The 21,035-nt window shown below is 55.3% G+C and carries 22 protein-coding genes and 1 riboswitch; of the genes, 2 read left to right on the top strand and 20 right to left on the bottom strand.

Features of this window, described 5'->3' with window-relative positions:
• Nucleotides 1–41: 41 nt before the first annotated feature.
• The 10 genes from glmU to GYN08_RS22815 form a co-directional block, all read right to left on the bottom strand.
• Nucleotides 42–1,448: a bifunctional UDP-N-acetylglucosamine diphosphorylase/glucosamine-1-phosphate N-acetyltransferase GlmU gene (glmU, locus tag GYN08_RS22860; protein WP_166279828.1), complete on the bottom strand. Its 1,407-nt coding sequence runs from the start codon at nt 1,446–1,448 to the stop codon at nt 42–44.
• Nucleotides 1,449–1,775: 327 nt separating this feature from the next.
• The gene (gene spoVG / locus GYN08_RS22855) at nt 1,776–2,072 is read right to left on the bottom strand and encodes a septation regulator SpoVG (protein ID WP_166279825.1); all 297 of its coding nucleotides are present in this window, start codon (nt 2,070–2,072) and stop codon (nt 1,776–1,778) included.
• A 338-nt stretch (nt 2,073–2,410) separates the two neighbouring features.
• Nucleotides 2,411–3,238: a pur operon repressor gene (gene purR / locus GYN08_RS22850; RefSeq protein ID WP_166279822.1), complete on the bottom strand. Its 828-nt coding sequence runs from the start codon at nt 3,236–3,238 to the stop codon at nt 2,411–2,413.
• Nucleotides 3,239–3,454: 216 nt separating this feature from the next.
• Nucleotides 3,455–4,309: a 4-(cytidine 5'-diphospho)-2-C-methyl-D-erythritol kinase gene (ispE, locus tag GYN08_RS22845; protein WP_166279819.1), complete on the bottom strand. Its 855-nt coding sequence runs from the start codon at nt 4,307–4,309 to the stop codon at nt 3,455–3,457.
• A gap of 155 nt (nt 4,310–4,464) precedes the next feature.
• On the bottom strand, nt 4,465–4,743 hold the full coding sequence (locus GYN08_RS22840; RefSeq protein WP_166279816.1) for a Veg family protein: 279 nt from the start codon (nt 4,741–4,743) through the stop codon (nt 4,465–4,467).
• Between the two features lie 130 nt (nt 4,744–4,873).
• Nucleotides 4,874–5,758 (bottom strand): 16S rRNA (adenine(1518)-N(6)/adenine(1519)-N(6))-dimethyltransferase RsmA, encoded by an 885-nt coding sequence (gene rsmA / locus GYN08_RS22835; protein WP_166279813.1) that lies wholly within the window; start codon nt 5,756–5,758, stop codon nt 4,874–4,876.
• Between the two features lie 4 nt (nt 5,759–5,762).
• Nucleotides 5,763–6,308 (bottom strand): ribonuclease M5, encoded by a 546-nt coding sequence (gene rnmV, locus GYN08_RS22830; RefSeq protein ID WP_166279810.1) that lies wholly within the window; start codon nt 6,306–6,308, stop codon nt 5,763–5,765.
• A gap of 176 nt (nt 6,309–6,484) precedes the next feature.
• Complete coding sequence (locus GYN08_RS22825; RefSeq protein WP_166279807.1) at nt 6,485–7,945, bottom strand: ubiquitin-like domain-containing protein; 1,461 nt, start codon at nt 7,943–7,945, stop codon at nt 6,485–6,487.
• A gap of 324 nt (nt 7,946–8,269) precedes the next feature.
• Nucleotides 8,270–8,507: riboswitch (cyclic di-AMP (ydaO/yuaA leader) on the bottom strand.
• A gap of 200 nt (nt 8,508–8,707) precedes the next feature.
• On the bottom strand, nt 8,708–9,475 hold the full coding sequence (locus GYN08_RS22820; RefSeq protein WP_166279804.1) for a TatD family hydrolase: 768 nt from the start codon (nt 9,473–9,475) through the stop codon (nt 8,708–8,710).
• Between the two features lie 142 nt (nt 9,476–9,617).
• On the bottom strand, nt 9,618–10,919 hold the full coding sequence (locus GYN08_RS22815) for an HD domain-containing protein (RefSeq protein ID WP_206023898.1): 1,302 nt from the start codon (nt 10,917–10,919) through the stop codon (nt 9,618–9,620).
• Nucleotides 10,920–11,263: 344 nt separating this feature from the next.
• Between GYN08_RS22815 and GYN08_RS22810 the strand changes: the two genes are divergently transcribed.
• Entirely contained in the window at nt 11,264–11,518 is a 255-nt protein-coding gene (locus GYN08_RS22810) for an AbrB/MazE/SpoVT family DNA-binding domain-containing protein (RefSeq protein ID WP_018978467.1), read from the top strand.
• A 249-nt stretch (nt 11,519–11,767) separates the two neighbouring features.
• Here GYN08_RS22810 and rsmI read toward each other — a convergent pair whose 3' ends face one another.
• The 9 genes from rsmI to GYN08_RS22765 all read right to left on the bottom strand — a co-directional run bounded on the left by rsmI (nt 11,768) and on the right by GYN08_RS22765 (nt 19,482).
• A complete protein-coding gene (gene rsmI, locus GYN08_RS22805) occupies nt 11,768–12,649 on the bottom strand; it encodes a 16S rRNA (cytidine(1402)-2'-O)-methyltransferase (RefSeq protein ID WP_166279801.1) in 882 nt (293 codons plus the stop codon).
• A 1-nt stretch (nt 12,650) separates the two neighbouring features.
• On the bottom strand, nt 12,651–13,415 hold the full coding sequence (locus tag GYN08_RS22800) for a tRNA1(Val) (adenine(37)-N6)-methyltransferase (protein WP_166279798.1): 765 nt from the start codon (nt 13,413–13,415) through the stop codon (nt 12,651–12,653).
• 68 nt (nt 13,416–13,483) lie between these two features.
• Nucleotides 13,484–13,864: an initiation-control protein YabA gene (locus GYN08_RS22795; RefSeq protein ID WP_166279795.1), complete on the bottom strand. Its 381-nt coding sequence runs from the start codon at nt 13,862–13,864 to the stop codon at nt 13,484–13,486.
• Nucleotides 13,865–13,896: 32 nt separating this feature from the next.
• Nucleotides 13,897–14,697, bottom strand: a complete 801-nt coding sequence (locus GYN08_RS22790) for a PSP1 domain-containing protein (protein WP_166279792.1) — start codon at nt 14,695–14,697, stop codon at nt 13,897–13,899.
• Between the two features lie 158 nt (nt 14,698–14,855).
• The gene (holB, locus tag GYN08_RS22785; protein WP_166279789.1) at nt 14,856–15,836 is read right to left on the bottom strand and encodes a DNA polymerase III subunit delta'; all 981 of its coding nucleotides are present in this window, start codon (nt 15,834–15,836) and stop codon (nt 14,856–14,858) included.
• 101 nt (nt 15,837–15,937) lie between these two features.
• Nucleotides 15,938–16,381 carry a YaaR family protein gene (locus GYN08_RS22780; RefSeq protein WP_166279786.1) on the bottom strand — a complete coding sequence of 148 codons (444 nt, stop codon included), beginning with the start codon at nt 16,379–16,381 and terminating at the stop codon, nt 15,938–15,940.
• 311 nt (nt 16,382–16,692) lie between these two features.
• Nucleotides 16,693–17,022 carry a cyclic-di-AMP receptor gene (locus GYN08_RS22775; protein ID WP_037286068.1) on the bottom strand — a complete coding sequence of 110 codons (330 nt, stop codon included), beginning with the start codon at nt 17,020–17,022 and terminating at the stop codon, nt 16,693–16,695.
• A gap of 171 nt (nt 17,023–17,193) precedes the next feature.
• Nucleotides 17,194–17,841: a dTMP kinase gene (gene tmk / locus GYN08_RS22770; protein WP_166279783.1), complete on the bottom strand. Its 648-nt coding sequence runs from the start codon at nt 17,839–17,841 to the stop codon at nt 17,194–17,196.
• 108 nt (nt 17,842–17,949) lie between these two features.
• A complete protein-coding gene (locus tag GYN08_RS22765) occupies nt 17,950–19,482 on the bottom strand; it encodes an aminotransferase class I/II-fold pyridoxal phosphate-dependent enzyme (protein ID WP_166279780.1) in 1,533 nt (510 codons plus the stop codon).
• A 199-nt stretch (nt 19,483–19,681) separates the two neighbouring features.
• Here GYN08_RS22765 and GYN08_RS22760 point away from each other — a divergent pair, with 199 nt between their 5' ends.
• Nucleotides 19,682–20,212, top strand: coding sequence for a hypothetical protein (locus GYN08_RS22760; protein ID WP_166279777.1), 531 nt, complete (start codon nt 19,682–19,684; stop codon nt 20,210–20,212).
• Between the two features lie 117 nt (nt 20,213–20,329).
• Here the strand turns inward: GYN08_RS22760 and GYN08_RS22755 are convergent, their stop codons facing one another.
• On the bottom strand, nt 20,330–20,728 hold the full coding sequence (locus GYN08_RS22755; RefSeq protein ID WP_166279774.1) for a hypothetical protein: 399 nt from the start codon (nt 20,726–20,728) through the stop codon (nt 20,330–20,332).
• Nucleotides 20,729–21,035: the final 307 nt, after the last annotated feature.

Raw genomic sequence — 21,035 nt, 5'->3', positions numbered from 1 at the left:
GAAACGCCGTCCGGTCTCTACCCGGACGGCCGTTTCGCTTTTTATTTGTCTTTGCCTGCTTCTTTTTTCGCCTTGGCGCGCGCCTTGATCTTATCGGCGTAGCCCTGCTTGTTCTCCTGGCGCGCTCTTGCGATCGCCAGGTCGCCTTCCGGCACCTGCTTCGTGATCGTGGAGCCGGCCACCACATAAGCGCCTTTGCCGACATGGACCGGCGCGATCAGGTTGACGTTGCTTCCGACGAACGCGTCGTCTTCGATCTCCGTCAGCGATTTGTTGAAGCCGTCGTAGTTGACGGTAATGGCGCCGCAGCCGATGTTGACGCGGCTGCCGACTTTGGCGTCGCCGACATAACTCAGATGGGACACTTTCGAGTCCTGTCCGATTTCGGCGTTCTTCACTTCCACGAAATTGCCGACCTTTACGCCTTCGGCCAGGCTTGCGCCCGGACGCAGATGAGCAAACGGTCCGACCGAGACGTGATCGCCGACTTTCGAATCGCGGATCACGGAATGCGATACGGTCGTGCCGTCGCCGATTTCCGCGTTTTCGATCTCGCTGTTCGGGCCGATTTTGCAGTCTTCGCCGATCGAAGCGCGGCCCGTAATGACGGTGCCCGGGTAGAGCACGGTATCGGAGCCGATCGATACGTCCGCGCCGATGTACGTCGAAGCCGGATCGATGACCGTTACGCCGCCGAGCATATGCTCGCGCACGATGCGCTCGCGCATCGCCGCTTCAGCCTGGGACAGCACCACGCGGTCGTTGACGCCGATCGACTCCGTGAGATCCTGCGTCACGTAGGCGGCGATTCTCTCGCCTTCGCCCCGCAAAATGCCGATGACGTCGGTGATGTAGTATTCGCCCTGGGCATTGTCGTTCGTAACTTTGGACAGCGCATCGAACAATTTGCGGTTGTCGAAGCAGTACGTTCCCGTATTGATTTCCCGTACGGCGGCTTCTTCCGGCGTGCAGTCCTTCTGCTCGACGATGCGCACGACGCCTCCGTCTTCGCCGCGGATAATGCGGCCGAGGCCGGTCGGGTCTTCCGGAGTCGCCGTCAGAATGGTGGCCGCGGCGCCTTCGCTTTCGTGCAGCGCGATCATCGCTTCGATCGTTTCCGCGCGCACGAGCGGCGTATCGCCGCAGATCAGAATGGTCGTTCCTTCTTCTTTACCCAGAAGTTCTTCCGCCTGACGTACCGCATGTCCCGTGCCGAGCTGCTGCTCCTGCAGCGCATACTCCGCCTGGTCGCCCAGATAAGCCTTCACGTCTTCGGCTCCGTGGCCTACGATCACTACCGTACGCTCGCTGTTCGTCCGGCGAACCGTGTCCACGACATGGCCTACCATCGGCTTGCCGCATACCGGATGCAGCACCTTGTACAGCTTCGACTTCATTCGTTTGCCCTTGCCGGCGGCCAGGACAATCGCCATCCTTTTCAATGCCATGCCTCCTCTTCGTTTACCCGGAAATAACCGTTGCCTATGGAGGCGACGGTTATGAGGGGTTCGGCGCTTCAGCCGTTATTTCTGCGTCTTCTGCTGCGTCTATGTCATTCATCCGACCGCGAAGATTGTCCGCAGCCTTCACAAATGCGAATTGAATCGTTATTCCGAACTAAGATTCCGCCGCGAAAAAAACCGTTTGAGTCGGCATCCTCGCCTCGCTTCCCTATTTCGCAATAACTGTTTACTATACTGAATATAGCGCATTCCGGGCAAAAAGAAAAGGGAACCGATACTCCCCGGCTCCCCGTTCCGTCTGTTATGTGTGTCTTACGCGCCTTCTTCGATCGCTTCTTCGACTTCCGCGCCTTCCACGCCGGCCCGTTCGTATTCTTCCAGAACGGCAGCTTGGATCTTCTCGCGGGTTCCCGAAGAGATCGGATGGGCGATATCCCGGAATTCGCCGTCCGGTGTACGCTTGCTCGGCATTGCGACAAACATTCCGTTATTTCCATCGATCACCCGAATGTCGTGAACGACAAACTCGTCGTCGATGGTAATCGAAGCGATTGCCTTCATTCTACCTTCGGAGTTGACGCGGCGGAGTCTCACAGCCGTAATTTGCATCTAGGTTCACCACCTTTATCATTAGAAGACTTGGTGTATTATTCCACACCCACTTTCAAAATCCTTCTTTTTGCAGACAAAAATTCAGGAATTCCGTAATTTTTTTTGCTTTTATTCATGAAATCGACAGATACCGCCGTTTTACGCTGAAACTCGTTATCAATACGACGGATTTGCGAAAAGGTTTCAGTTTTTTGGACGTCCTTTTGCGAATTTCGCCTCCGTTTTGCAGATTTTATCGTTCCTAGCGCCTTGGTCGGCGGCATAGATGCAAAAAGACGCTTTCCGGGGGGAAAGCGTCTTTTTGCATCTATGCCGAAAACGGAACCCGCCCGGCGTTACTTGTCGAAGTAATTGCCCGGCTTTACGCCGACTACCCGATTTTTCGCGTCTACCGTCTCAAGCGTCGCCAGCGACACGTAGTCCTCGAACAACCGCTCTTCCGAATCGACGGAACCGGAATCGAGCAGCACGCCCACGCCTGCGACTTCGGCATCGAATTCGGCCAACAGGTCGATCATCCCGCGTACCGTACCGCCCGCTTTCATGAAGTCGTCGACGATCAGCACGCGGGACTTCTCCTTCATCGCCCGGCGCGAGAGCGTCATCGTATGGATGCTTTTGTGCGAGCCGGAGACGTAGTTGATGCTGACCGCCGAGCCTTCCGTCACCTGATGGTCCCGGCGTACAAGCACGACCGGCAGATTGAGCTTGGCTCCCGTCGCGTAGGCGATCGGGATGCCCTTCGTTTCGACCGTCATCACGACATCGATGTTCTTCCCGCCGAAGATGGTCGCGAAAATGTCGCCGATCTCGTTCATCAGGTGCGGCTGCCCAAGCAGATCGGACATGTACAGGTAGCCGCCGGGCAGTATGCGGCCCGGCTCCTCCAGCTTGGCGCAGACCCCGTTAATGATGCCGAGCGCTTTCTCGTCCGAGACGCGCGGAATATATTTTACTCCGCCCGCCGCGCCCGCCAGCGTCTGCAGCTCGCCCATGCCTTCTTCTTCAAATACTTCCTTGATGATTGCCAGATCCTCGCTGATCGACGACTTCGCCGCTCCGTAACGTTCCGCGAAAGTCGTCAGCGGAATAAGGGAATGCGGTCGGGCCAGCAGAAATTGGGTTAACTCGACTAAACGTGCACTGCGTTTTAATTTTTTCACTAGGGTTTCCTCGCTAAATCCGAATGTTTTATAAAAAATATATCATTGATGTACGTATTTGTACATGTGAATGTTTTATAAAACTCTAAAAAAGCAAGGAAAATCAGAGAAATTCAGGAAAAAAGGCCGGATTGGCCGAATTTCCGAGCTTTAAATCCCCCAAATGCTCCCCTTCGAATTTTATAAAACACCGAACGCCGATAGGATGGGCGTTTCTTACCCGAGCGTTCTGACCGCATACACTTCTTCGCAGAATCCCCGAAGTCCGTTGCAGATCTGCCGCGCTTTTTCTTCCTTTGCGACCAACGCGAATACGGTCGGTCCGCTCCCGGACATCAACACGCCGTCCGCGCCGAGGCTCTCCGTCACCTTTTTCAGCCGCTCCACAGCCGGATACAGCTTCAGCGTCACGTCTTCGAGCACGTTGCCCAAGCCGCCGCAGACGTCCCGGAACGAGCCGCGTTCCAGCGCCTCCCTCATCTTGGAAGAGGAAGGATGGACGGCGATCTCCCCCGCTTTCAGATTGCCGTACACGTCGGCGGTCGATACGTTGATCGGCGGCTTCGCCAGCACCACCCAGCATCGCGGAGGGTTAGGCAGCGTCTCCAGCTTTTCGCCCCGTCCGGTAGCCAGCGCCGTTCCTCCCCGCACGCAAAACGGCACGTCGGAACCGAGTTCGGCGCCCAGCTCCTCCAGTTCGGCTTCGGACAGCCCGAGCTCCCACAGCCGATTCAGTCCGCGCAAAGCCGCCGCCGCGTCGCTGCTTCCTCCCGCGAGTCCGGCCGCTACCGGAATCCGTTTTTCCAGATGCATATGTACGCCGCGGCTTACGCCGAAGCGCTGCTTCAGCAGACGCGCCGCCCGAACCGCCAGGTTTTTGTCGTCCAGCGGAATGTATCCCGATTGGCTCGACAGCGAGATCCGGCTGCTGCCGGGATCGCTCAGCGTCAGCCGATCCGCCAGATCGACCATCGTCATCACCATCTCCACTTCGTGAAACCCGTCTTCTCTTTTATGTAAAACGTCCAGCATCAAGTTGATCTTCGCCGGCGCTTTTTCGTAAATGTACAAGCTTTCCACCGCCCCTGCATGCTGACCGAGCTCTCGGCCGCCCTCTCTAAACAGCTTTAGATATTATATGAAAAATCAGGGTTGAAGTCTATTTATTGAACGAACAAAGGCGGCCTTCGCATAAGCGAAAACCGCCTTCTAGAAAAACGTGTCAATCAGGCGCCCGCGTAAGCGATCGGAGTCTCCGAATCTTCTTCCACGAGCGAAAGCTCAACCGTCTCTGTCAAAACATCGGCATAACTGTAAGATACGCGGCCCGAAGCGTGCTCGGCCTCTTCTTCAAGCATGACGGTAAATACCGCCGGGTAAGTTCCTTCGAGGACTCCGGTCTGCTCAACCGTCTTGCGTCGGCCTCCGTTGGCCCGAAGCATGATGCGGTGTCCTACGTGAGCGTCGAGACTGCGTTTGATATCCGATAGCGTTTGATTTGCCATTCTTCTCAACCACCTCTCTCATGCACTTAATTGTAACATTTTGAGAGGTTCATGTCAAGTTTAATCGATAATTATATCAATACCCTTTGTATCTTGTCAACGAGGTTTTTTCTGGTAAATTACTGACGTTTTACCGAATGCCTTCCCTGAGAAAAATGCCGCTCAGCCGCGCATATTCTTCCATCGACAGCGTCTCGGCGCGGCGCGAAGGTTCGATTCCCGCTTCCTGCAGCAGCCCTTCCATCCGCTCGCGTCCCTCCTGCGAAAAGTAGCGCGCGCGCAGGTTGTTGGCGATCGTCTTGCGCCGCTGCGTGAACGACGCCTGCACGAGCGTGAAGAAATGCTCCTCGTCCGCCACTTCGACCGGAGGCTTCTCGCGCACTTTCAGGCGAATGACCGCGGACTCGACGTTCGGCTGCGGAATGAACACCGTGCGCGGCACGATGCAGACCAGTTCCGTTTCGCTGTAATATTGCACGGCGATGCTGAGGCTGCCGTATTCCTTTCCGCCCGGGGAAGCGGACATCCGCTCGGCGACCTCCTTCTGGATCATTACGACGATGTTCTCCAGCGGAAGCTTTTCTTCCAGCAGCTTCATCAAAATAGGCGTCGTTACGTAGTACGGCAGGTTGGCGACGACGCTGACCTTTTCGCTGCGGACGAATACTTCGTCGAACAGCGCCTTCAAGTCGACTTTGAGCACGTCGGCTTCACGCACCGTGACGTTGCCGTACGGGCCCAGAACATCCTTCAGAATCGGAATGAGACGGCGGTCGATCTCGATGGCGGCCACTTCGCCGGCGTTCAGCGCCAGCTTCTCCGTCAGCGCGCCGATGCCGGGACCGATTTCCAGCGCTCCCTTGGAGGGATCCAGACCGGCGGCGTCCACGATTTTGCCCAGAATATTTTGATCGATCAGAAAGTTCTGACCGAGGCTTTTTTTGAATGAGAAACGGTGCTTGTCGATGATTTCCTTGGTTCGCTTCGGCGAAGCGATGCCTTCTCTTTCGTTCATGGGTTCACGATCCTTCTTCTTCGATTTGGGCAAGCGCGTCGGCGAATTCCTGCGGAGAAATCTGGAACATGCGCAGGCGATTGTGGAACTGCTTGCCGTTGCAGTACCCGATGCCAAGCAGGTTGCCCATCGCCATGCGGCGCGCGGCCGCGTTCTTGTGCACGATCAGTCCCGCCTCGATCAGATCCTGCCAGTCGAGCATGCTCTCCTTGCCCTGGACTTCCGTATGCACCCGTTCCAGCGCGCGCCGGATCGCCTCGGGAGACGCGTTCTCCACGCCGATGTCCCCTTTGCGGGTCGCGTCGGCTTCCGGAATAAAAGCATGCTTGCAGCCCGGTACCTTCTGCGCCACGATCTTCCGGATGCGCTCGCCCGCAAAATCGGGATCGGTCAAAATGATGACGCCCCGGCGTTCCATCGCCAGCTTGATGCGGCGAATGACGGCCGGTCCGATCGCCGATCCGCCGGTCTCGATCGTATCCGCCTCCACCGCGCGCTTGACGGCTACCGTATCGTCGCGTCCTTCCACGACAATGACTTCTTTGATCATGGTTGTTCTCCCTCTCATAACAAAAAGAAGAGGAGAACCTCCTCTTCTTTGGCTTCGTTCGTTCCTATACGGTTGAGTATACCATCTTGCGGCCGTCAGCGTAAACGTCCGCTTCGATGAAAAGGCTTGGCATACCGGTAAAGGCATGCCAAGCGCTTTGAAAGAAACGGGTTAGTTTACGGTCTGTTCGGACCGATTACGTAAATGGTCAGACCGGATTTGCGGCCGAAGTTCAGCGCGGCTCCGAGGCTGTCATAATACATATCGATCTTCTTGCCTTTGATGGCGCTGCCCGTGTCTTCCGCTTTGCGGTAGCCGTAACCTTCGATGTACACCCACCATCCGAGCGGAATCACGTTCGGATCGACGGCGATGGTACGGCCTTCGGTCACGGTCGTGCCCGTCGCGGTGCGCGTTCCGATTCCCGGCTGCTGCGAGGAATAGGCGGTTGCGGATACGCCGGTCAACACAGTCTTATATTCGAATCCCTTGCTGCTGGACGAACCGGAAGAAGTCGTCTTGGCGGCGGCTGCCGGCGCAAACGTCTTCTCGACGACCGGCTCTTTCGTGCCGACGGCGATGATCTCGTCCCGCTTTTCGGTTTTGACTTTTTTATCGACTACGTACTTCGTCACGAACTCTCCGTTCTGGTAGACCTTTTCGATCGTTTGGACCGTGACGCCTTCGACGCCGGCCTGAATCGTTTTGGTCTTGCCTTTAAGCAGCGACGAGTCTTCTTTTTTGACGGTTTCGTAAGGCACCTTGATCTCCTGCTCGGCGGTAAACTTGTTGATCCGGTATACGGCAACGTCCATGTTTTCCGTCAGCGGAGTCGTCGTTCCCGGATAGACTTTGTCATGCTCTCCGAGTTCGATGCCTTTGTCGGCCAGAACGGATTCTACCGTTCTCGCGGTCGTGTACGTCGTGCTCGCGTCCTCGCCCACTTTCAGCGTGACCGGAATGGCGGTCGTGATCGCGATCTTGCCTTCCGCTTCGACTGCCGAACTCAGCGGCACCGAAATTTTGTCGTGGGCGCTGAAATCGACGTTCCAACCTTCGAGCGCGGCGGCTACCGTCTTTTCGGCCGTATACATCTGCTTGCTTGTCCCGTTGACGGACAGCGATACCGGGACGGCTTTCGTGATGGCCACGGTCGCGCTTTTTTCGACTGCCGAGCTGACCGGCACCGAAATCTTGTCGAACTGGCCGAGCTTTACGTTCCAGCCTTCGAGCGCGGCGGCCACCGTTCTCGCGGTCGTGTACCGCTGCTCGCTCTTCCCGTCGATCGTCAGGGTTACCGGCAGTGCCGTCGTAATGGCGATCCGGTCGCCGTCCTGAATCGAAGCGCCGAGCGACATCGATACATCGTCCTGCGGTTTGACGCTGAGCGAGTGTTCGTCCAGAAGTTCCTGGAGACTCCCCTTATGCGTGCTCAACGTCTGTTCTTTTCCGTCGACGACCAGCACGATCTGCTTTTCGGCCTGCGCATACAGTCCGAGCAGCACCATCGTCACCAGTGCGACGACGAACAATGCGACACCCAAAATTTGGAGCCCGTTCTGGCGCTTCCAACGCAAAGCGTAAGTCATGCTGGATGATCGTGAACCATGGGTGTCTTCTTTAGTGAAAATGCCCACTCTTCCGTCCTCCTCCATAGCCCCGCCGTCAAGTACGTACATGAAAAAATTGACGCGACTACTTGCTATTTTTTCGTAGAAGCGCGCGGCACAACGTTCGTGTTTGCCCGGCAGGCCGGTAGCGCCGCTTCTACGTCATTCCCGTTCTAATAGCTCAGCCCATGATCCACACTTATGTACGCTGTTCCCCCGGCTTATGCGCCTAAAACAAAAGAAGCCTGGGAAAAATCGACTTAAGCAAACTTAAGAGGACTTTTCCGCGGCTTCCCTCTGTATACAATCGACAAGTTGACGATCTGAGGAAAACATAAGGCGCGTGGCTGCCTCTCTCTTATTTTACGCTTACGAGGTTAGCTGTCGGGTTCGGACGAAGAGAGTCGTCCTATGTCGGTTCTTCCGCTCATGGCGAGAAGACCTCCAATTCACCCCGTAGACCCAGTTGAAAAAGGAATCGACCACGGCAGCTTCTTCCGGCGATTGGGCCGGTTATTCGATCGGGCATGCCGCTTCGGGTTCCCCCGTTCTCCGTTTATGTATGACGAAGATTCAGCGAGACGGTACATGAATTTATCGGATTAACCGAACATACGGCCGATTAATCACTGACAAGATAATAGCTTTTTTCAGAGGAGTTTGTAAAGCCGCCCGTTTTCACGTTTATCCGTGTAAAAGGTTAAAACTTTGTAATCTTCTACTCTTTTTTGTAACAAAGAGATTAATATCTCGTAAATACTCTCTTTTTTGCCGGTTTTACTCCCGTTTTTAAACGATACCAAAAAGATTGTTGGCATTTTTCGTTGTCTGTTCGGCAATTTCTTCCAGAGAAACGCCTTTTAACAGCGCGGCGGCCTCGGCAACCAAGCGTACATAAGCGGTCTCGTTTCTCTTGCCTCGATATGGGTGAGGTGTCAAATAAGGGGAATCCGTCTCGATCAGCAGGCGGTCCATCGGCGTCTTTTCGAGCACCTCTTTCGGCTGCTTGGCGTTCTTGAACGTAACCGGACCCCCGAATGACAAATGGAAGCCCATATCGAGACAGATTTTGGCCGTTTCCCAGCTTCCCGAGAACGCATGCATGATGCCGCCGACCTCGGACGCGTTTTCTTCTTTCAGGATCCGGATCGTATCCTCGTGCGCTTCGCGGTTATGAATGACGATCGGCAGCTTGACCCGCTTGGCCAGCGCGATCTGTTCACGCAGTACCCGGTGCTGTATCTCTTTCGGCGACTTGTCCCAGTGGTAATCGAGGCCGATTTCTCCTATCGCGACCACTTTTTCGTGGCTGCACAACGATTCGATCCATTCCAGGTCGCCTTCCTGCATATCGATTGCATCCACCGGGTGCCAGCCGATGGCGGCATAGACAAACGGATATTTTTCGGCCAGCGCCAGCGTCGTCGGAATGGTCTCCCGGTTGAACCCGATATTGACCATACGGCTTACTCCGGCTTCCACCGCTCGGGCGATCGCCTCGTCCCGGTCTTCTTCGAATTCCGGCGCATCCATATGAGTATGAGTATCGAATAACATGATTCACCATCTCCAATTCATAAAAATGGACAGCCGGATTTTTCGCCGACTGCTTTCTTTCACGACTTTTCTGACTGTTTTTCAATAAGGCGAAATCGGGAAACAGGTTCTTTTTTCAAGAAGAAATCGGCATTTAAAGGCTTTAATCGGCCGAAATCGGGAAAATCGACGCAATTTCCGGCGGCAGTTCCGAGATCACGTCCGCAAGTTTGTGGTGAGGGTAATAGAGATGATACTTTCCGCGATGCAGTCCGCTGATCGACCTTATGATATCGGAAACTTCGGAAATTTCTCTCAATTTATCCTGTTTTCCAAGAAGCAAGATTTGACTGCCCCTTTTGGAGTCGTCAGGCCGGAACACATCATACGGAAGATCGGTCGGAAAGTCGATTTCGAAGTCGTATTCCGGATGCAGTCCGACTTTCGCGAAGCTGCTGCGAATCTCATCGATCGTTTCCATATCGATGGACTCGACCTCTACATATTTATACAACCTGCGATGCAGGAATCGGCAGCAAAGCTCGCTAAGAATAGGATCTTTTTCGTCGCTCCACTGCATAAACGTCGTTTGGATCAACGATTCATCGAGTTTCAGATATTCTTTGACGGTCAGATTGTTTCGGAACAATCCCGGCAGCGGCTGCGGCAGAAACGCAAAAGAGTATCCTTCCCGATAAAGCTCGCCCGCCCGGCGGAAAATTTGCCGCAGAATAATTTCGGAGCTGCGCGTTACGGGATGGAAATAGACCTGCCAGTACATCTGGTAGCGGGACATCAAGTAATCCTCGACGGCGTGCATGCCCGACTCCTTCACCACGATTCTTCCATTATAAGGGCGCAGCATCCGCAAAATCCGGTCGATGTCGATCGTTCCGTAATTGACGCCGGTAAAATAGGCATCGCGAAGCAGATAGTCCATTCGGTCCGCATCGAGCGGGCTTGTGATGAGATTGACCACGATTTCTTTTTCGTAGTCCTTGCGGATGACCGAAGCGACCCGCTCCGGCAGGTCCGCCGATACTTCGCTCAGCACCCGGTTAACGTCCGTATCGCCCAGAATGATCTTGCAGGTCCAGTCCTCGTGGTGCATATGGAACGCTTCTTCGATCGAGTGGGAGAACGGACCATGTCCCAGGTCATGCAGCAGGGCGGCACACATGGCGACCATATTTTCTTCGACCGGCCAGTCGGGATAGTGGCCGCGTTCGAATTGGGAAATGATTCGCCGGGTAATCTCGTATACCCCGAGCGAGTGGGAAAACCGGCTGTGCTCCGCTCCGTGGAAGGTCAGATAGGTCGTCCCCAGCTGCCTGATTCTGCGCAGCCGCTGAAATTCCGCCGTGTTGATCAGCGACCATATGGTGCGGTCCTGCACATGCACATAATTGTGTACGGGATCTTTGAATACTTTCTCTTCGCGCAGCGGCTTGATATAATTCGGCAAGGTTTTCACTCCCTTAAATAAAATGATGGATGATTGAGCCTATGTCGTTTTTTGTCGTTGCGGTTAACGAGGGCTTTCCAATTATGTCATATCGTCGTTCTTGGCTCTTTTTCGGATTCCAATCGTTTCTTCATCCAAAATTCAGTTTTATTTCATTTTTTATCAAATTTTAAGGAGATTTTCATTTTTTCTGGGTTGACTGTTCTGGGAAACATTGTTATTATGAGGAGCATAAAAGCTAGAACAATGTCGAAAAATGACACTGGATGGACACTTAAGCCGATCTTCAGCTGACGTAGACACCACTAACCTTTTAAATTCTCACTTCCGGGAGGCAAAATATTATGATGAAATCGACTGGCATTGTAAGAAAAGTGGATGAATTGGGACGTGTCGTCATCCCGATCGAACTGCGCCGCACGCTGGGCATCGGCGAGAAGGACGCGCTGGAAATCTACGTCGACGGCGAGCGCATTATGCTGAAAAAATACGAGCCTGCTTGCATTTTCTGCGGCAATGCGGATAATGTTACTTATTTCAAAGGCAAAATCGTCTGCTACGATTGCGTTTCGGAAATTCCGGCTCCCGTAGCGAAGTAAAGACGGTTATCCGAGATGCCATGCTGCAAGAAGCGGCGAAGCACCGATGTTAAAATCAAGCAATTTGCTTTTGCAAAATAAGCCTGATCGGTTATAATGAAAAAGACCAGAGAAAAAACGATCCGATCGGGGATCAAGCAATCTTAACGATGTTAATTCTAACCTTTTTTATATCTCCTTGCACCCTTGAACGTCCGGAGACGGCGTTCAGGGGTTCTTTTTTTTATTTTATCTTTTTTCGGAATTTTTTTAATCCAATAAGGCATTATAAATGTCGCGCTTGGACAATCCCCGGTCCGCAGCCGCTCTCTTCATCGCGTCTTTCCGGGATAATCCTTCTTCTTGCTCATAATGAGCCACATGTTCTTCCAGTTCCAGTTCCTGCCACCACGCATCTTTGCGCTCTTTGGCTTCTTCCGCGCTCTCGCCCTCGACCGCAATGCAGTATTCGCCGATCGGCGGATGCTGATTCAGCAGTTCAAGCAGTTCGTCCAGCGTTCCCCGCGCGATCTCTTCGTGCCGCTTGGTCAGCTCCCGCGCCAGCGCCGCGCGTCTCGGCCCCCATGCTTCCTTCATCGCTTCCAGCGTCTTGACGATTCGGTGCGGCGATTCGTAGAACAGCAGCGTGCCTTCCAACTGCCCCAGCGATTCCAGGGCGGCTCGACGATCTTTGTTTTCCCGCGGCAAAAAACCGGCAAAGGTGAACCTTTCCGTCGGCAGGCCGGATACGATCAGCGCAGATAAGGCGGCATTGGCGCCCGGCACCGGGACGACGGCGATTCCCGCCTCGACAGCCAGCCGCACCAGGTCAGAGCCGGGGTCGGAAACGGCGGGCAGACCGGCATCGCTGACCAGCGCCAGATTTTTTCCTTCTATTATATAGCGTATCAATTCGGGGCCGCTGGCCGCCTTGTTGTGCTCGTGGTAGCTGAACAGTTTCTGCGGCACGATCTCGAAATGGGTCAGCAGCTTGCGCGTCTGCCGCGTATCTTCCGCCGCAATCAACTCGCACTCGCGCAGCGTACGCACGGCCCGGTAAGTCATATCTTCCAGGTTGCCGATCGGCGTTGCGACCAGATACAGCGTGCCGGCTCCGTTGGATTTAGGCTCAAAGCTTTTTTGGACCTGCATGTTAGGCCTCCTCGCCCGGTTTTCCGTAATAGATGGTCATGATCTCGTCGCAATATTCGCCCTGCTCGTTATATACGATCAGCGGAGGCAGAATGCGCATTTCCGGCTTGCCGTCGCGCAGACCTTCGACCAGTACCATGTTCGCTTCCATGCCGGCGCGCGGATGAACGAACCGGACTCGCTTAGGTTCGATCCGGTATTGGCGCATCAGCGTCAAAATGTCCGCCAGACGGTGAGGCCGGTGTACCATCGATACTTTGCCGCCCTGTTTGACCAGTCTCGCGCCGGCCTGCACCACGTCTTCCAACGTGCAGTGAATCTCGTGACGGGCGATCGCTTCATGACGGTTGGCCTTGATCTCGCTGCCGGTCAGCTGCGTATAAGGCGGGTTGACCGTAACCGCGTCGTACATGCCGTGTCCCGCCGTTTCATGAAAGCTTTTGAGATCGGCCTGATGAATGCGAATCCGCTCCTGCAGTCCGTTCATCGCCACGCTGCGCTCCGCCATGTCCGCCAGGCGCTCCTGAATCTCTACTCCTTCGATGTCGGCTTTGGTTCGGGTCGACAGCAGCAGCGGAATGACTCCGTTGCCCGTACATAAATCCAGCACCCTCCCTCTGGCGGGAACGGAAGCGAACCGTCCCAAAAGCACCGCATCCATCGAAAAGCTGAATACTTCCCGGCTCTGAATGATATGCAGATTTTGTGTGAGCAGGTCGTCGATCCGCTCTCCTTCCCGCAGCGGGATCTGATTTGATTTTTCCATATTGAACGCTCCTCTTTCAAAAAAAAGCCGCAGGCAAAAAACGCCGCGGCTTTCAGGCTGATTCCGGATCATTTATTCAAAAAAGACAGGCAGAACAAGCAGTCGCCTTCCGTGCGCAGATGGCCGTAGTACACGTTGCAGATATGGAATCCTTCGTGATACAAACGGGCCAGGTTGTCGTAACCTTCGCCGACCGTGTCGCTGACTTCCTCGTTCTTCTTTTTCGGCTCGCTGAGGACGTTGTACGGTGCGGGAGGGTTTCCGGAGAGCGTTTCTCCCTGGGCTTCCCTTTTCAAAATTTTCCGCAGACGTTCGTTTTCGGTAAGCAGCCGCTGGTTATCTTCCATCAGCTCTTTGACCGCCTGCTTCATCGTGCCGAGTTCATTTTTGAAGCTTTCCACTTGCGTTTCCATCTCGTGTATCTGTGCGAAAACATTTTTCTTCTCCAAGTAAACTCCACCCCAGAGCGGTTCCGATTGACTTACTTAACGACGATGTCGTCCATGGATAATTCCTTCACCTTGCTGACCTCGAACAACTGCACCTGTACCATACGCTTCCCGACATTGAGACCTACAACCTTGCCTTCTCCGAGCGAAGTGACGACCAGCTTGCCGACGGCAGGCAGTTCTTCCTTGCTGCTCTCGTAATTGTCGTGCTCGAACTTCAGGCAGCACATCAGCCTTCCGCAGAGCCCGGAAATCTTGGTCGGATTCAGCGAAAGATTCTGATCCTTCGCCATCTTGATCGACACCGGCTCGAAATCGCCCAGCCACGACGAGCAGCACAGCACCCGACCGCACGGCCCGATGCCTCCGAGCATTTTCGCTTCGTCGCGGACCCCGATCTGCCGCAGCTCGATCCGTGTCCGGAAAATGCTGGCGAGATCTTTGACGAGTTCGCGGAAATCGACCCGGCCTTCGGCCGTAAAGTAGAAAATGACTTTGTTGCGGTCGAACGTATACTCCACGTCCACCAGCTTCATTTTCAATCCGTGATCCTTGATTTTATTTAGACAGATGGCGAAAGCTTTGCGTGCGGCTTCCTTGTTCTCTTCCACCACGCGCGCATCCGAATCTCCCGCGATGCGGATCACCCGCTTGAGCGGAAGAACGACGTCGCTCTCCTGCACCTGCTTCTTCCCTACGACGACTTTCCCGTATTCGACTCCCCTTGCCGTTTCCACGATCACGCATTGTTCCTGCTCGACGGGAAACTCCAGAGGGTCGAAATAATATACCTTGCCCGCCTTCTTGAAGCGGACTCCGACTACACTGTACAAAGCTAAACCTCCCTTGCGCGCATTCAAAACGTTCGGTCCCGGACTGCCTATCGGACCTTGTACCAACGTCCCGGCTTCCCTTCCTTGACCGCGTTAAGTATTCGATTTTGTGAAAACCGAACTTATGCGCGGACCGCCTTACTGGCGGGCGCACCGGGTCAAGGGGCTAAATTTACCAAAAACTGCTCAAGACAAAGCTGGGTGTTCATGTTGGATTTGAGCTTCTTTTTGCTCTCCGCGGTCATGGACATGCAGGATATCCAATATTCCGCGCTGCGGGAACCTGCCACTTGGGAGATAAACTCCAGCTGATCTATAAAAACGATATGCTCGCGCCGTTCGGATTGAACGTAAATCATATCTCTAAACCACAAATGGAAAAGATCGAACAGACTGTCCAGGTGCTCGCCGAGTCCCGCCTTGAACACTTGCTGCTGGGCGGTCACGAGGCTTGCTCCGCTTCGGCCGATCGACTCCTTCCCTAATTGTATCACTACATTTCTTATTTCTGCAAACCAATTCTCTGCTGCAAGCGCTTTGCATTCCTCGGGTCCCGGCGTCAGGCAGGCGGCGCATCGCGCTGCGGGAGTCGCCAGCCCCTCGGCCGCAAGGGCGGCGAGAATATCCTCCGCGCCGAGCGCCGTAAAAGGAACGAGCTGCGTCCGCGAACGGATGGTCGGCAGCAGCGTCTGTCCGTTCTCCGCCAACAGAATCGCGACGGCCGGAGCCGGCGGCTCCTCGAGAAACTTCAGCAGGCTGTTGGAGGCCTGAACGGTCATCTTGTCCGCTTCGTCAATAATGTATACTTTTCGGCCGCTCGAGCCCGAACGATAGGAAAACATCTTCTGCAGCTCGCGAATCTGCTCGATCTTGATCGAAGCGCCGTCGGGGCCGATCGCCTGCAGATCGGGATGATTTCCGTGCTCCACCTTGCGGCAGCTGAGACATTCTCCGCAGGCATCGCCCAATTCCGCGCCCCGTTCGCACAGCAGCGCCTTGGCAAAAGCGTCGGCCGCCCGGCGCCGCGCGCTGCCGCCGGGGCCGCTGAACAGGTAAGCATGCGAGATCCGTCCGCTGCGCAGGCTGCTTCCCAACATGCGTTTGGCGTTGGTCTGACCGCTGATCGTTTGTAAAGACATGATAGTGAACGGGCTCCTTTCTCGTTATGCGCCCACTGAACGGAAGCCGGGAGCCTGCAAGGCCCCCGGCTTTCTGTCGAGCGAGTGTCACACTCCTGCGTTTAAAACAAAAGGTTCATCAGCAGGCCTCGAACTTCGCCGATCTGCTCAAGCAGATCGATACGGCCTTCTTCGCTGGCCAGCAGATCGTCGGCCATCGCCAGCAGCTTGCCGTCGATTTCGTCGATCAGCTTATAACGCTTGGTCCGTCCAAGCCGATCCCAGCCTTTGGTGTCTTTCATGCCGACGCCGCGGCGGACCGTATCTTCCAGGAAACGCTTGACCATCGTCCGGTAAGCCTTCAGTTCGCGTATGGTCATCGAACGCGCCAAGCGATCGCCCTGGCGGTTGATCTCCTGCATGCGGCGTCCCAGCTCGTCCTGCGTCGCCTGCGCTTCCTGATGCCGAATCGCGTCGGCGAAGCTGCGCTGCTCGACGGGACGCGCGCCGGTATCCGGCGTGATCGGCGTATTGTTTAAAGGGCGAAAGCCCGGGTTGATTTTCATGGGATATCCCTGCCTTTTATATCCGTGAGGACGAGCGGTCTCCTTGCGGAGACCCTGCTCTCCCTCAGGCCGGCTGTCCGCCGGTGAAATGGTCGTTCAGACGGCTGCTTTCGACTGCGTACGTACGCAAACGCTTCGGTCCGTTCGAAATCGCCTGAAAACTCAACGTCACATCGTCTTCTGCAGCTGCGGCACCCAAAAAACTCTTCTGCGGAAATCGTTTGGGATCGGCGCACGCGTCATCGCCTCGTTTTCCGACGGCCGGCGGGACAGCTCGTACCTTCCTGACGCTCCCTTGCGGGAACATCGGATCAGAAATGTTCGAAACGGTCAACCGGAAGCACGAATACCGTCGCGCCGCCGACCTGCACTTCGACCGGCAGCGGCAGATACGAATCCGTCGTTCCGCTCATCGGCGTAACCGGCGTAACGAGCTGTTCGCGCACTTTACAGCTGTTGCGAATCACGCTCATTACGGCCTCTACCTGGCTGTCGTCCACCCCGATCAGAAAAGTCGTATTTCCCGCTCGCAGAAAGCCGCCTGTACTTGCCAGCTTCGTAGCCCGGAAATTCGATTTGACCAGCTCGCCCGACAGGCGGTTGCTGTCTTTATCCTGTACGATCGCGATAATCAGTTTCATCCGTGGTCCCTCCCTTTCGATTGGGCTGCCTGTCAAAAAGACAGAAAGAGCCGTATAAGACTTATTCGACGCGATGCCTTGATAATCCTGCTTGCTCCGGCGCTTCTCCCGAAGCCGCCGGCCTCCCTCCGCCTCTTCCGCGCAGTCCGCGCGTGCCGGACGAACGACGCGTCAATTCGGGAAGAGAAGAGATTCAAGCACTTCTTTTATATCGGCAAAAACCTTGTCTTCGCTTTGCGAAGCGTCGACCGTCGTAAATTGTGCCTCATATTCGCGAATCAGCCGCAAATAACCTTCGCGGACTCTGCGGTGGAACTCCTCCGCCTCCAGGTCGAGCCGGTTAATCTCGCGACCCGCATGTTTGGCATGAATCCGCTGCAGACCGATCTCCGGCGTTACGTCGAGATAGATATTCATATCCGGCCAATATTCGGCGCCGTTTACGTTGATGGCCCGTTTGTTGATATCCAGGACGGCCTCTCCAAGCTCCCGTCCGTACCCCTGGTAGCTGAGCGAGGACATGATGTAGCGATCGCAGATGACCGTCTTGCCCTGTTCCAACGCCGGAAGGACTTTCTGCATCAAATGTTCCCGGCGGGCCGCCGCGTACAGCAGGCATTCGGTCAGCCCGCTCATGGCGTTGTCCACGTCCAGAATCACGCTGCGAATCTTCTCCGCCACGAGCACGCCGCCCGGCTCCCTCGTGGAGATAAAGTCCACCCCCCGCTCCCGCAGGTAAGTTTCGATTCGGCCGATCTGCGTCGTTTTCCCGCTGCCGTCCGGGCCTTCCAATACTATAAACTTACCCGAATGCTTCATGTTTGGTTACCGTCCTCTGTCTTTTTTATGCCAAGATCCCTATGGGGATTTCATTTTATTGGTTTTGCGCGGCAATGCCAATAGAGAAGCGAACCGTGCGGCCATCCCCTAAGCTTCCGCGAGGCGGACCCTCAGCGTAGTCAGCGTACCGTCTGCCGCCCCTTGAAAACGGGCTCCGGCTTCGCGCAGCCGAATCAGCTGCTCTGCTGCGGATGCCGTGATCCGCTCTCCCTCGTAAATCAGCGGAATGCCCGGCGGATAAGGCACGATCATCTCCGCCGCGATCCGTCCTGACGCATCTTCCGGCCGTACCGGCTCCGATCCGCCCGCCGGACGCAGGTCAAACGGAACCGGCTCGGAAACGAGAGCTGAATTCGGAATCCGCGCGACCTTAAGGGCGGAAGCCGCCGGCACTCCGCCGGATTCGCCTCCGCCGGCCTCATGCGCGGAAGGCCGGCCGTCTTCGGCATCGAGCTCGCGCTGCAGTTCCCGCAGCGCGGCGACCAGCCGTCCGGCATCCTCCATGCCGGACCCCGGTCCGAGCGCCAGCACCGTGCGGCGCTCGTCGCTCATCTCCGCAATGCAGCCCGCGGCCGCCAGCCGCTGCTGCAGCGCGTAGCCGCTCAAGACTCGCCGTCTGTCATAGACGGAGATCTTGAGCGGGTCCTGTTCGGCGTAGGCACGGTCCGGCAGCTCCGGCCGGACGTACCCGAACCGGGGCAGCCGCTCCAGCTCGCGGCGGATATGCGCCGCGGCCTCCAACGCGCCGCTCCAGGCTCCGGCTCCCCTGTGCTGCGTTACGCTTCGCGCCAAATCCAGCGAAGCCATGATCGGATAAGACGGGCTGGAGCTCTGCACCATCGCCAGCCGCTTGCGCAGCAGTTTCCGGTCAAGCAGGCTGCCCTGAACGTGAAGCATCGCGCCCATCGTCATCGCGGCCAGCATCTTGTGCGTCGACTGCACGACGCCGTCGGCGCCTTCCGCCAGCGCGGAAGCCGGAAAGGCGGGATGCAGCCCGTAATGGGCGCCGTGAGCTTCATCCACAAGCAGCGGCACGCCGTATTTATGGCAAAGTTTCGCCGTTTCGGCGATGCTCCTGCCCATTCCGTAATAATTCGGTCGGGTCAATAACACGCCGCGCGCCTGCGGATATCGCTCCAGCGCCTCCTCCAGCGTCTGTTCTCCCGGCAGTACGGCCAGCCCGCTTCCCTCCTCTTGATCCGGTACAGCGAATACCGCCCGTGCTCCAGCCAGCATCAGCCCGTTCAGCACGGACTTATGAACATTCCGCTGAACGATCAGCAGGTCTCCCGGTTCGGTGCATACCGTCAAGATCAAAGCCAGATTGCCGACCGTGCTTCCCCCGACAAGAAAAAAGGTCTCTTCCGCGCCGAAGAAAGCCGCCGCCTTTTCCTGCGCTTCCCGAATGACCCCCTCCGGATCATGCAAATCGTCCGTGCCTTCGATTTCGGTAGCGTCGATCTTCAGCACTTCCGCGAAGCCTTCCGGCATCGTTCCTTCTCTATTCCGATAAAAGTGCCCGTCCTTATGGCCGGGCACATGAAAAGAAGCTTCCTTACGTGCGGCGTAACGAAGCAGCTCCGCATAGAGCGGAGCATCATCCGAATCCCATCCGCTCATGCCGCGCCTCCCGTAAACTGCATTTTTCTTATCTATTGTACCTGATTTGGAGCCGGCACTAAACCCGATTTTATAACTCGCCCGCAGAAAGCAAAAACGATTTTCAATCTTCCGATTGCCGCCGCAATGCGTTATGATAAGATAAGCTCGCTTCCCAAATTCGGGAAAGCTTGATCAGCAACAGGAAGGAAGGTCGGACATGCTGGAGCAACAGCGCGAGAACGGGAATGCCACGATTTATCAGTACCAGCTTATACGCAAGTTTCATATTCCGCGGCTTTTGCTGCTTTTTTATTTGTTGTTTCCCATCCCGGTACTGCTTGTCGGCACCTTATGGTTTTCCTGGCCTGTCCTTGTTTATATGCCGCTCGCTTTCCTGCTCGTTCTGTGGATCCACTTCGTGGTTTCGCATTCCGTTCTGCTGATCCGGGGCTCGATCTATCGCAAGAAATGGCGTCTGCGCTTCTCCGGCATCTGGCTCGGCTTCCTGCCCGATCAGCATACCGGCTACTCCGTTCTTCAGCAGGTGCTTCTGCAGAACCTATGGATCGGATTCGTATTTATCGGTGTCCTGATTGCCTGGCTCCCGCTTCCGCTGACGCTGGCGCTTCTGTTCTGGCATCTGTGGTTTATGGCTCCGCGCCTTTCGATTCTCTTCAGCATGCGGGGACAGCGCAAAGATATCATGATCAAGCTCAATCCGCAGGACATTTCCTTTTACGTACAATAACGGCCGCTTCGGCATGAATCAAAGAAAGACCGGTCTTCGACTTTATCGTCGAGCGCACCGGTCTTTTGTCTTTCTTTATACGGCTTTCCGTTTTGCTTTATTCGTCTCCTGCTGTTCTCAGTCTTCTTTGGGAACCAGAACCGTCAAGTAACTGCCTTCAAGCGATAAATGCACGGTCGTATTGCCTTTGGAAAAAATCAAGATCGGATTCGGTTCTTCCCGATTTTCCTGATCCGTTTGTTCCGTCCATCCCCACGCTCGAATTGCATCCAGGTAAGCGTCGGGAATTTGATCCAAACTATCGAGTCCAGGCACGGAATAACGTACATAGCTCATCTTTGTATTATCGGCTGTTACATCTGTTTTACTTGCTTCTTGAGGCACGGGAAAACTTTCTTCGACCGTTGCGCCGTTGTAGATCGCCCAGGAAGAAGGCTCCTCCGACGTGCATCCCGTTAGAAGAAGAAGTGAAGTGCAGAATAGGCAAAAGGCTAACGAAGCCACCTTTCGCTTCATATTCAATTCCCCCTTACATCGTTCTGCGCAGTTCTTATGAAACCTCCATATGGTTCTTCTCTCCCGGTTCTAAATTCCCTGCTTGCAAACCTGGAGTCCCCTAGAAAAACCGGCGATTTATTGTGCAGACTTTGACTTTTTCCCTGAATTAACGACTGGCAAGGTCATTCAATCCATTTCCCCATTATACCGAGGATACAAAAGTGAACGGTTACAAAAATGTTACCTAGAAACCTGAGCCCAAGCCGCTTCGCGGAGCTATCGGCTGCAAGAGCAAAGTCGCAGGATCAAAGAAACACAGAAACAC

Source organism: Saccharibacillus alkalitolerans, from assembly GCF_011090185.1.
Classification (GTDB): domain Bacteria; phylum Bacillota; class Bacilli; order Paenibacillales; family Paenibacillaceae; genus Saccharibacillus; species Saccharibacillus alkalitolerans.
Note: the sequence above shows the minus strand (reverse complement) of the source record. Positions and strands in the feature narration are given on the sequence as shown.

Excerpts from the sequence above, each read along its gene's own strand:
- glmU (WP_166279828.1), bottom strand. The coding sequence starts at position 1,448 with ATGGCATTGAAAAGGATGGCGATTGTCCTGGCCGCCGGCAAGGGCAAA.
- spoVG (WP_166279825.1), bottom strand. The coding sequence starts at position 2,072 with ATGCAAATTACGGCTGTGAGACTCCGCCGCGTCAACTCCGAAGGTAGA.
- GYN08_RS22840 (WP_166279816.1), bottom strand. The coding sequence starts at position 4,743 with ATGGCAAATCAAACGCTATCGGATATCAAACGCAGTCTCGACGCTCAC.
- rsmA (WP_166279813.1), bottom strand. The coding sequence starts at position 5,758 with ATGAACGAAAGAGAAGGCATCGCTTCGCCGAAGCGAACCAAGGAAATC.
- rnmV (WP_166279810.1), bottom strand. The coding sequence starts at position 6,308 with ATGATCAAAGAAGTCATTGTCGTGGAAGGACGCGACGATACGGTAGCC.
- GYN08_RS22820 (WP_166279804.1), bottom strand. The coding sequence starts at position 9,475 with ATGTTATTCGATACTCATACTCATATGGATGCGCCGGAATTCGAAGAA.
- GYN08_RS22810 (WP_018978467.1), top strand. The coding sequence starts at position 11,264 with ATGATGAAATCGACTGGCATTGTAAGAAAAGTGGATGAATTGGGACGT.
- rsmI (WP_166279801.1), bottom strand. The coding sequence starts at position 12,649 with ATGCAGGTCCAAAAAAGCTTTGAGCCTAAATCCAACGGAGCCGGCACG.
- GYN08_RS22800 (WP_166279798.1), bottom strand. The coding sequence starts at position 13,415 with ATGGAAAAATCAAATCAGATCCCGCTGCGGGAAGGAGAGCGGATCGAC.
- holB (WP_166279789.1), bottom strand. The coding sequence starts at position 15,836 with ATGTCTTTACAAACGATCAGCGGTCAGACCAACGCCAAACGCATGTTG.
- GYN08_RS22780 (WP_166279786.1), bottom strand. The coding sequence starts at position 16,381 with ATGAAAATCAACCCGGGCTTTCGCCCTTTAAACAATACGCCGATCACG.
- GYN08_RS22775 (WP_037286068.1), bottom strand. The coding sequence starts at position 17,022 with ATGAAACTGATTATCGCGATCGTACAGGATAAAGACAGCAACCGCCTG.
- tmk (WP_166279783.1), bottom strand. The coding sequence starts at position 17,841 with ATGAAGCATTCGGGTAAGTTTATAGTATTGGAAGGCCCGGACGGCAGC.
- GYN08_RS22765 (WP_166279780.1), bottom strand. The coding sequence starts at position 19,482 with ATGAGCGGATGGGATTCGGATGATGCTCCGCTCTATGCGGAGCTGCTT.
- GYN08_RS22760 (WP_166279777.1), top strand. The coding sequence starts at position 19,682 with ATGCTGGAGCAACAGCGCGAGAACGGGAATGCCACGATTTATCAGTAC.
- GYN08_RS22755 (WP_166279774.1), bottom strand. The coding sequence starts at position 20,728 with ATGAAGCGAAAGGTGGCTTCGTTAGCCTTTTGCCTATTCTGCACTTCA.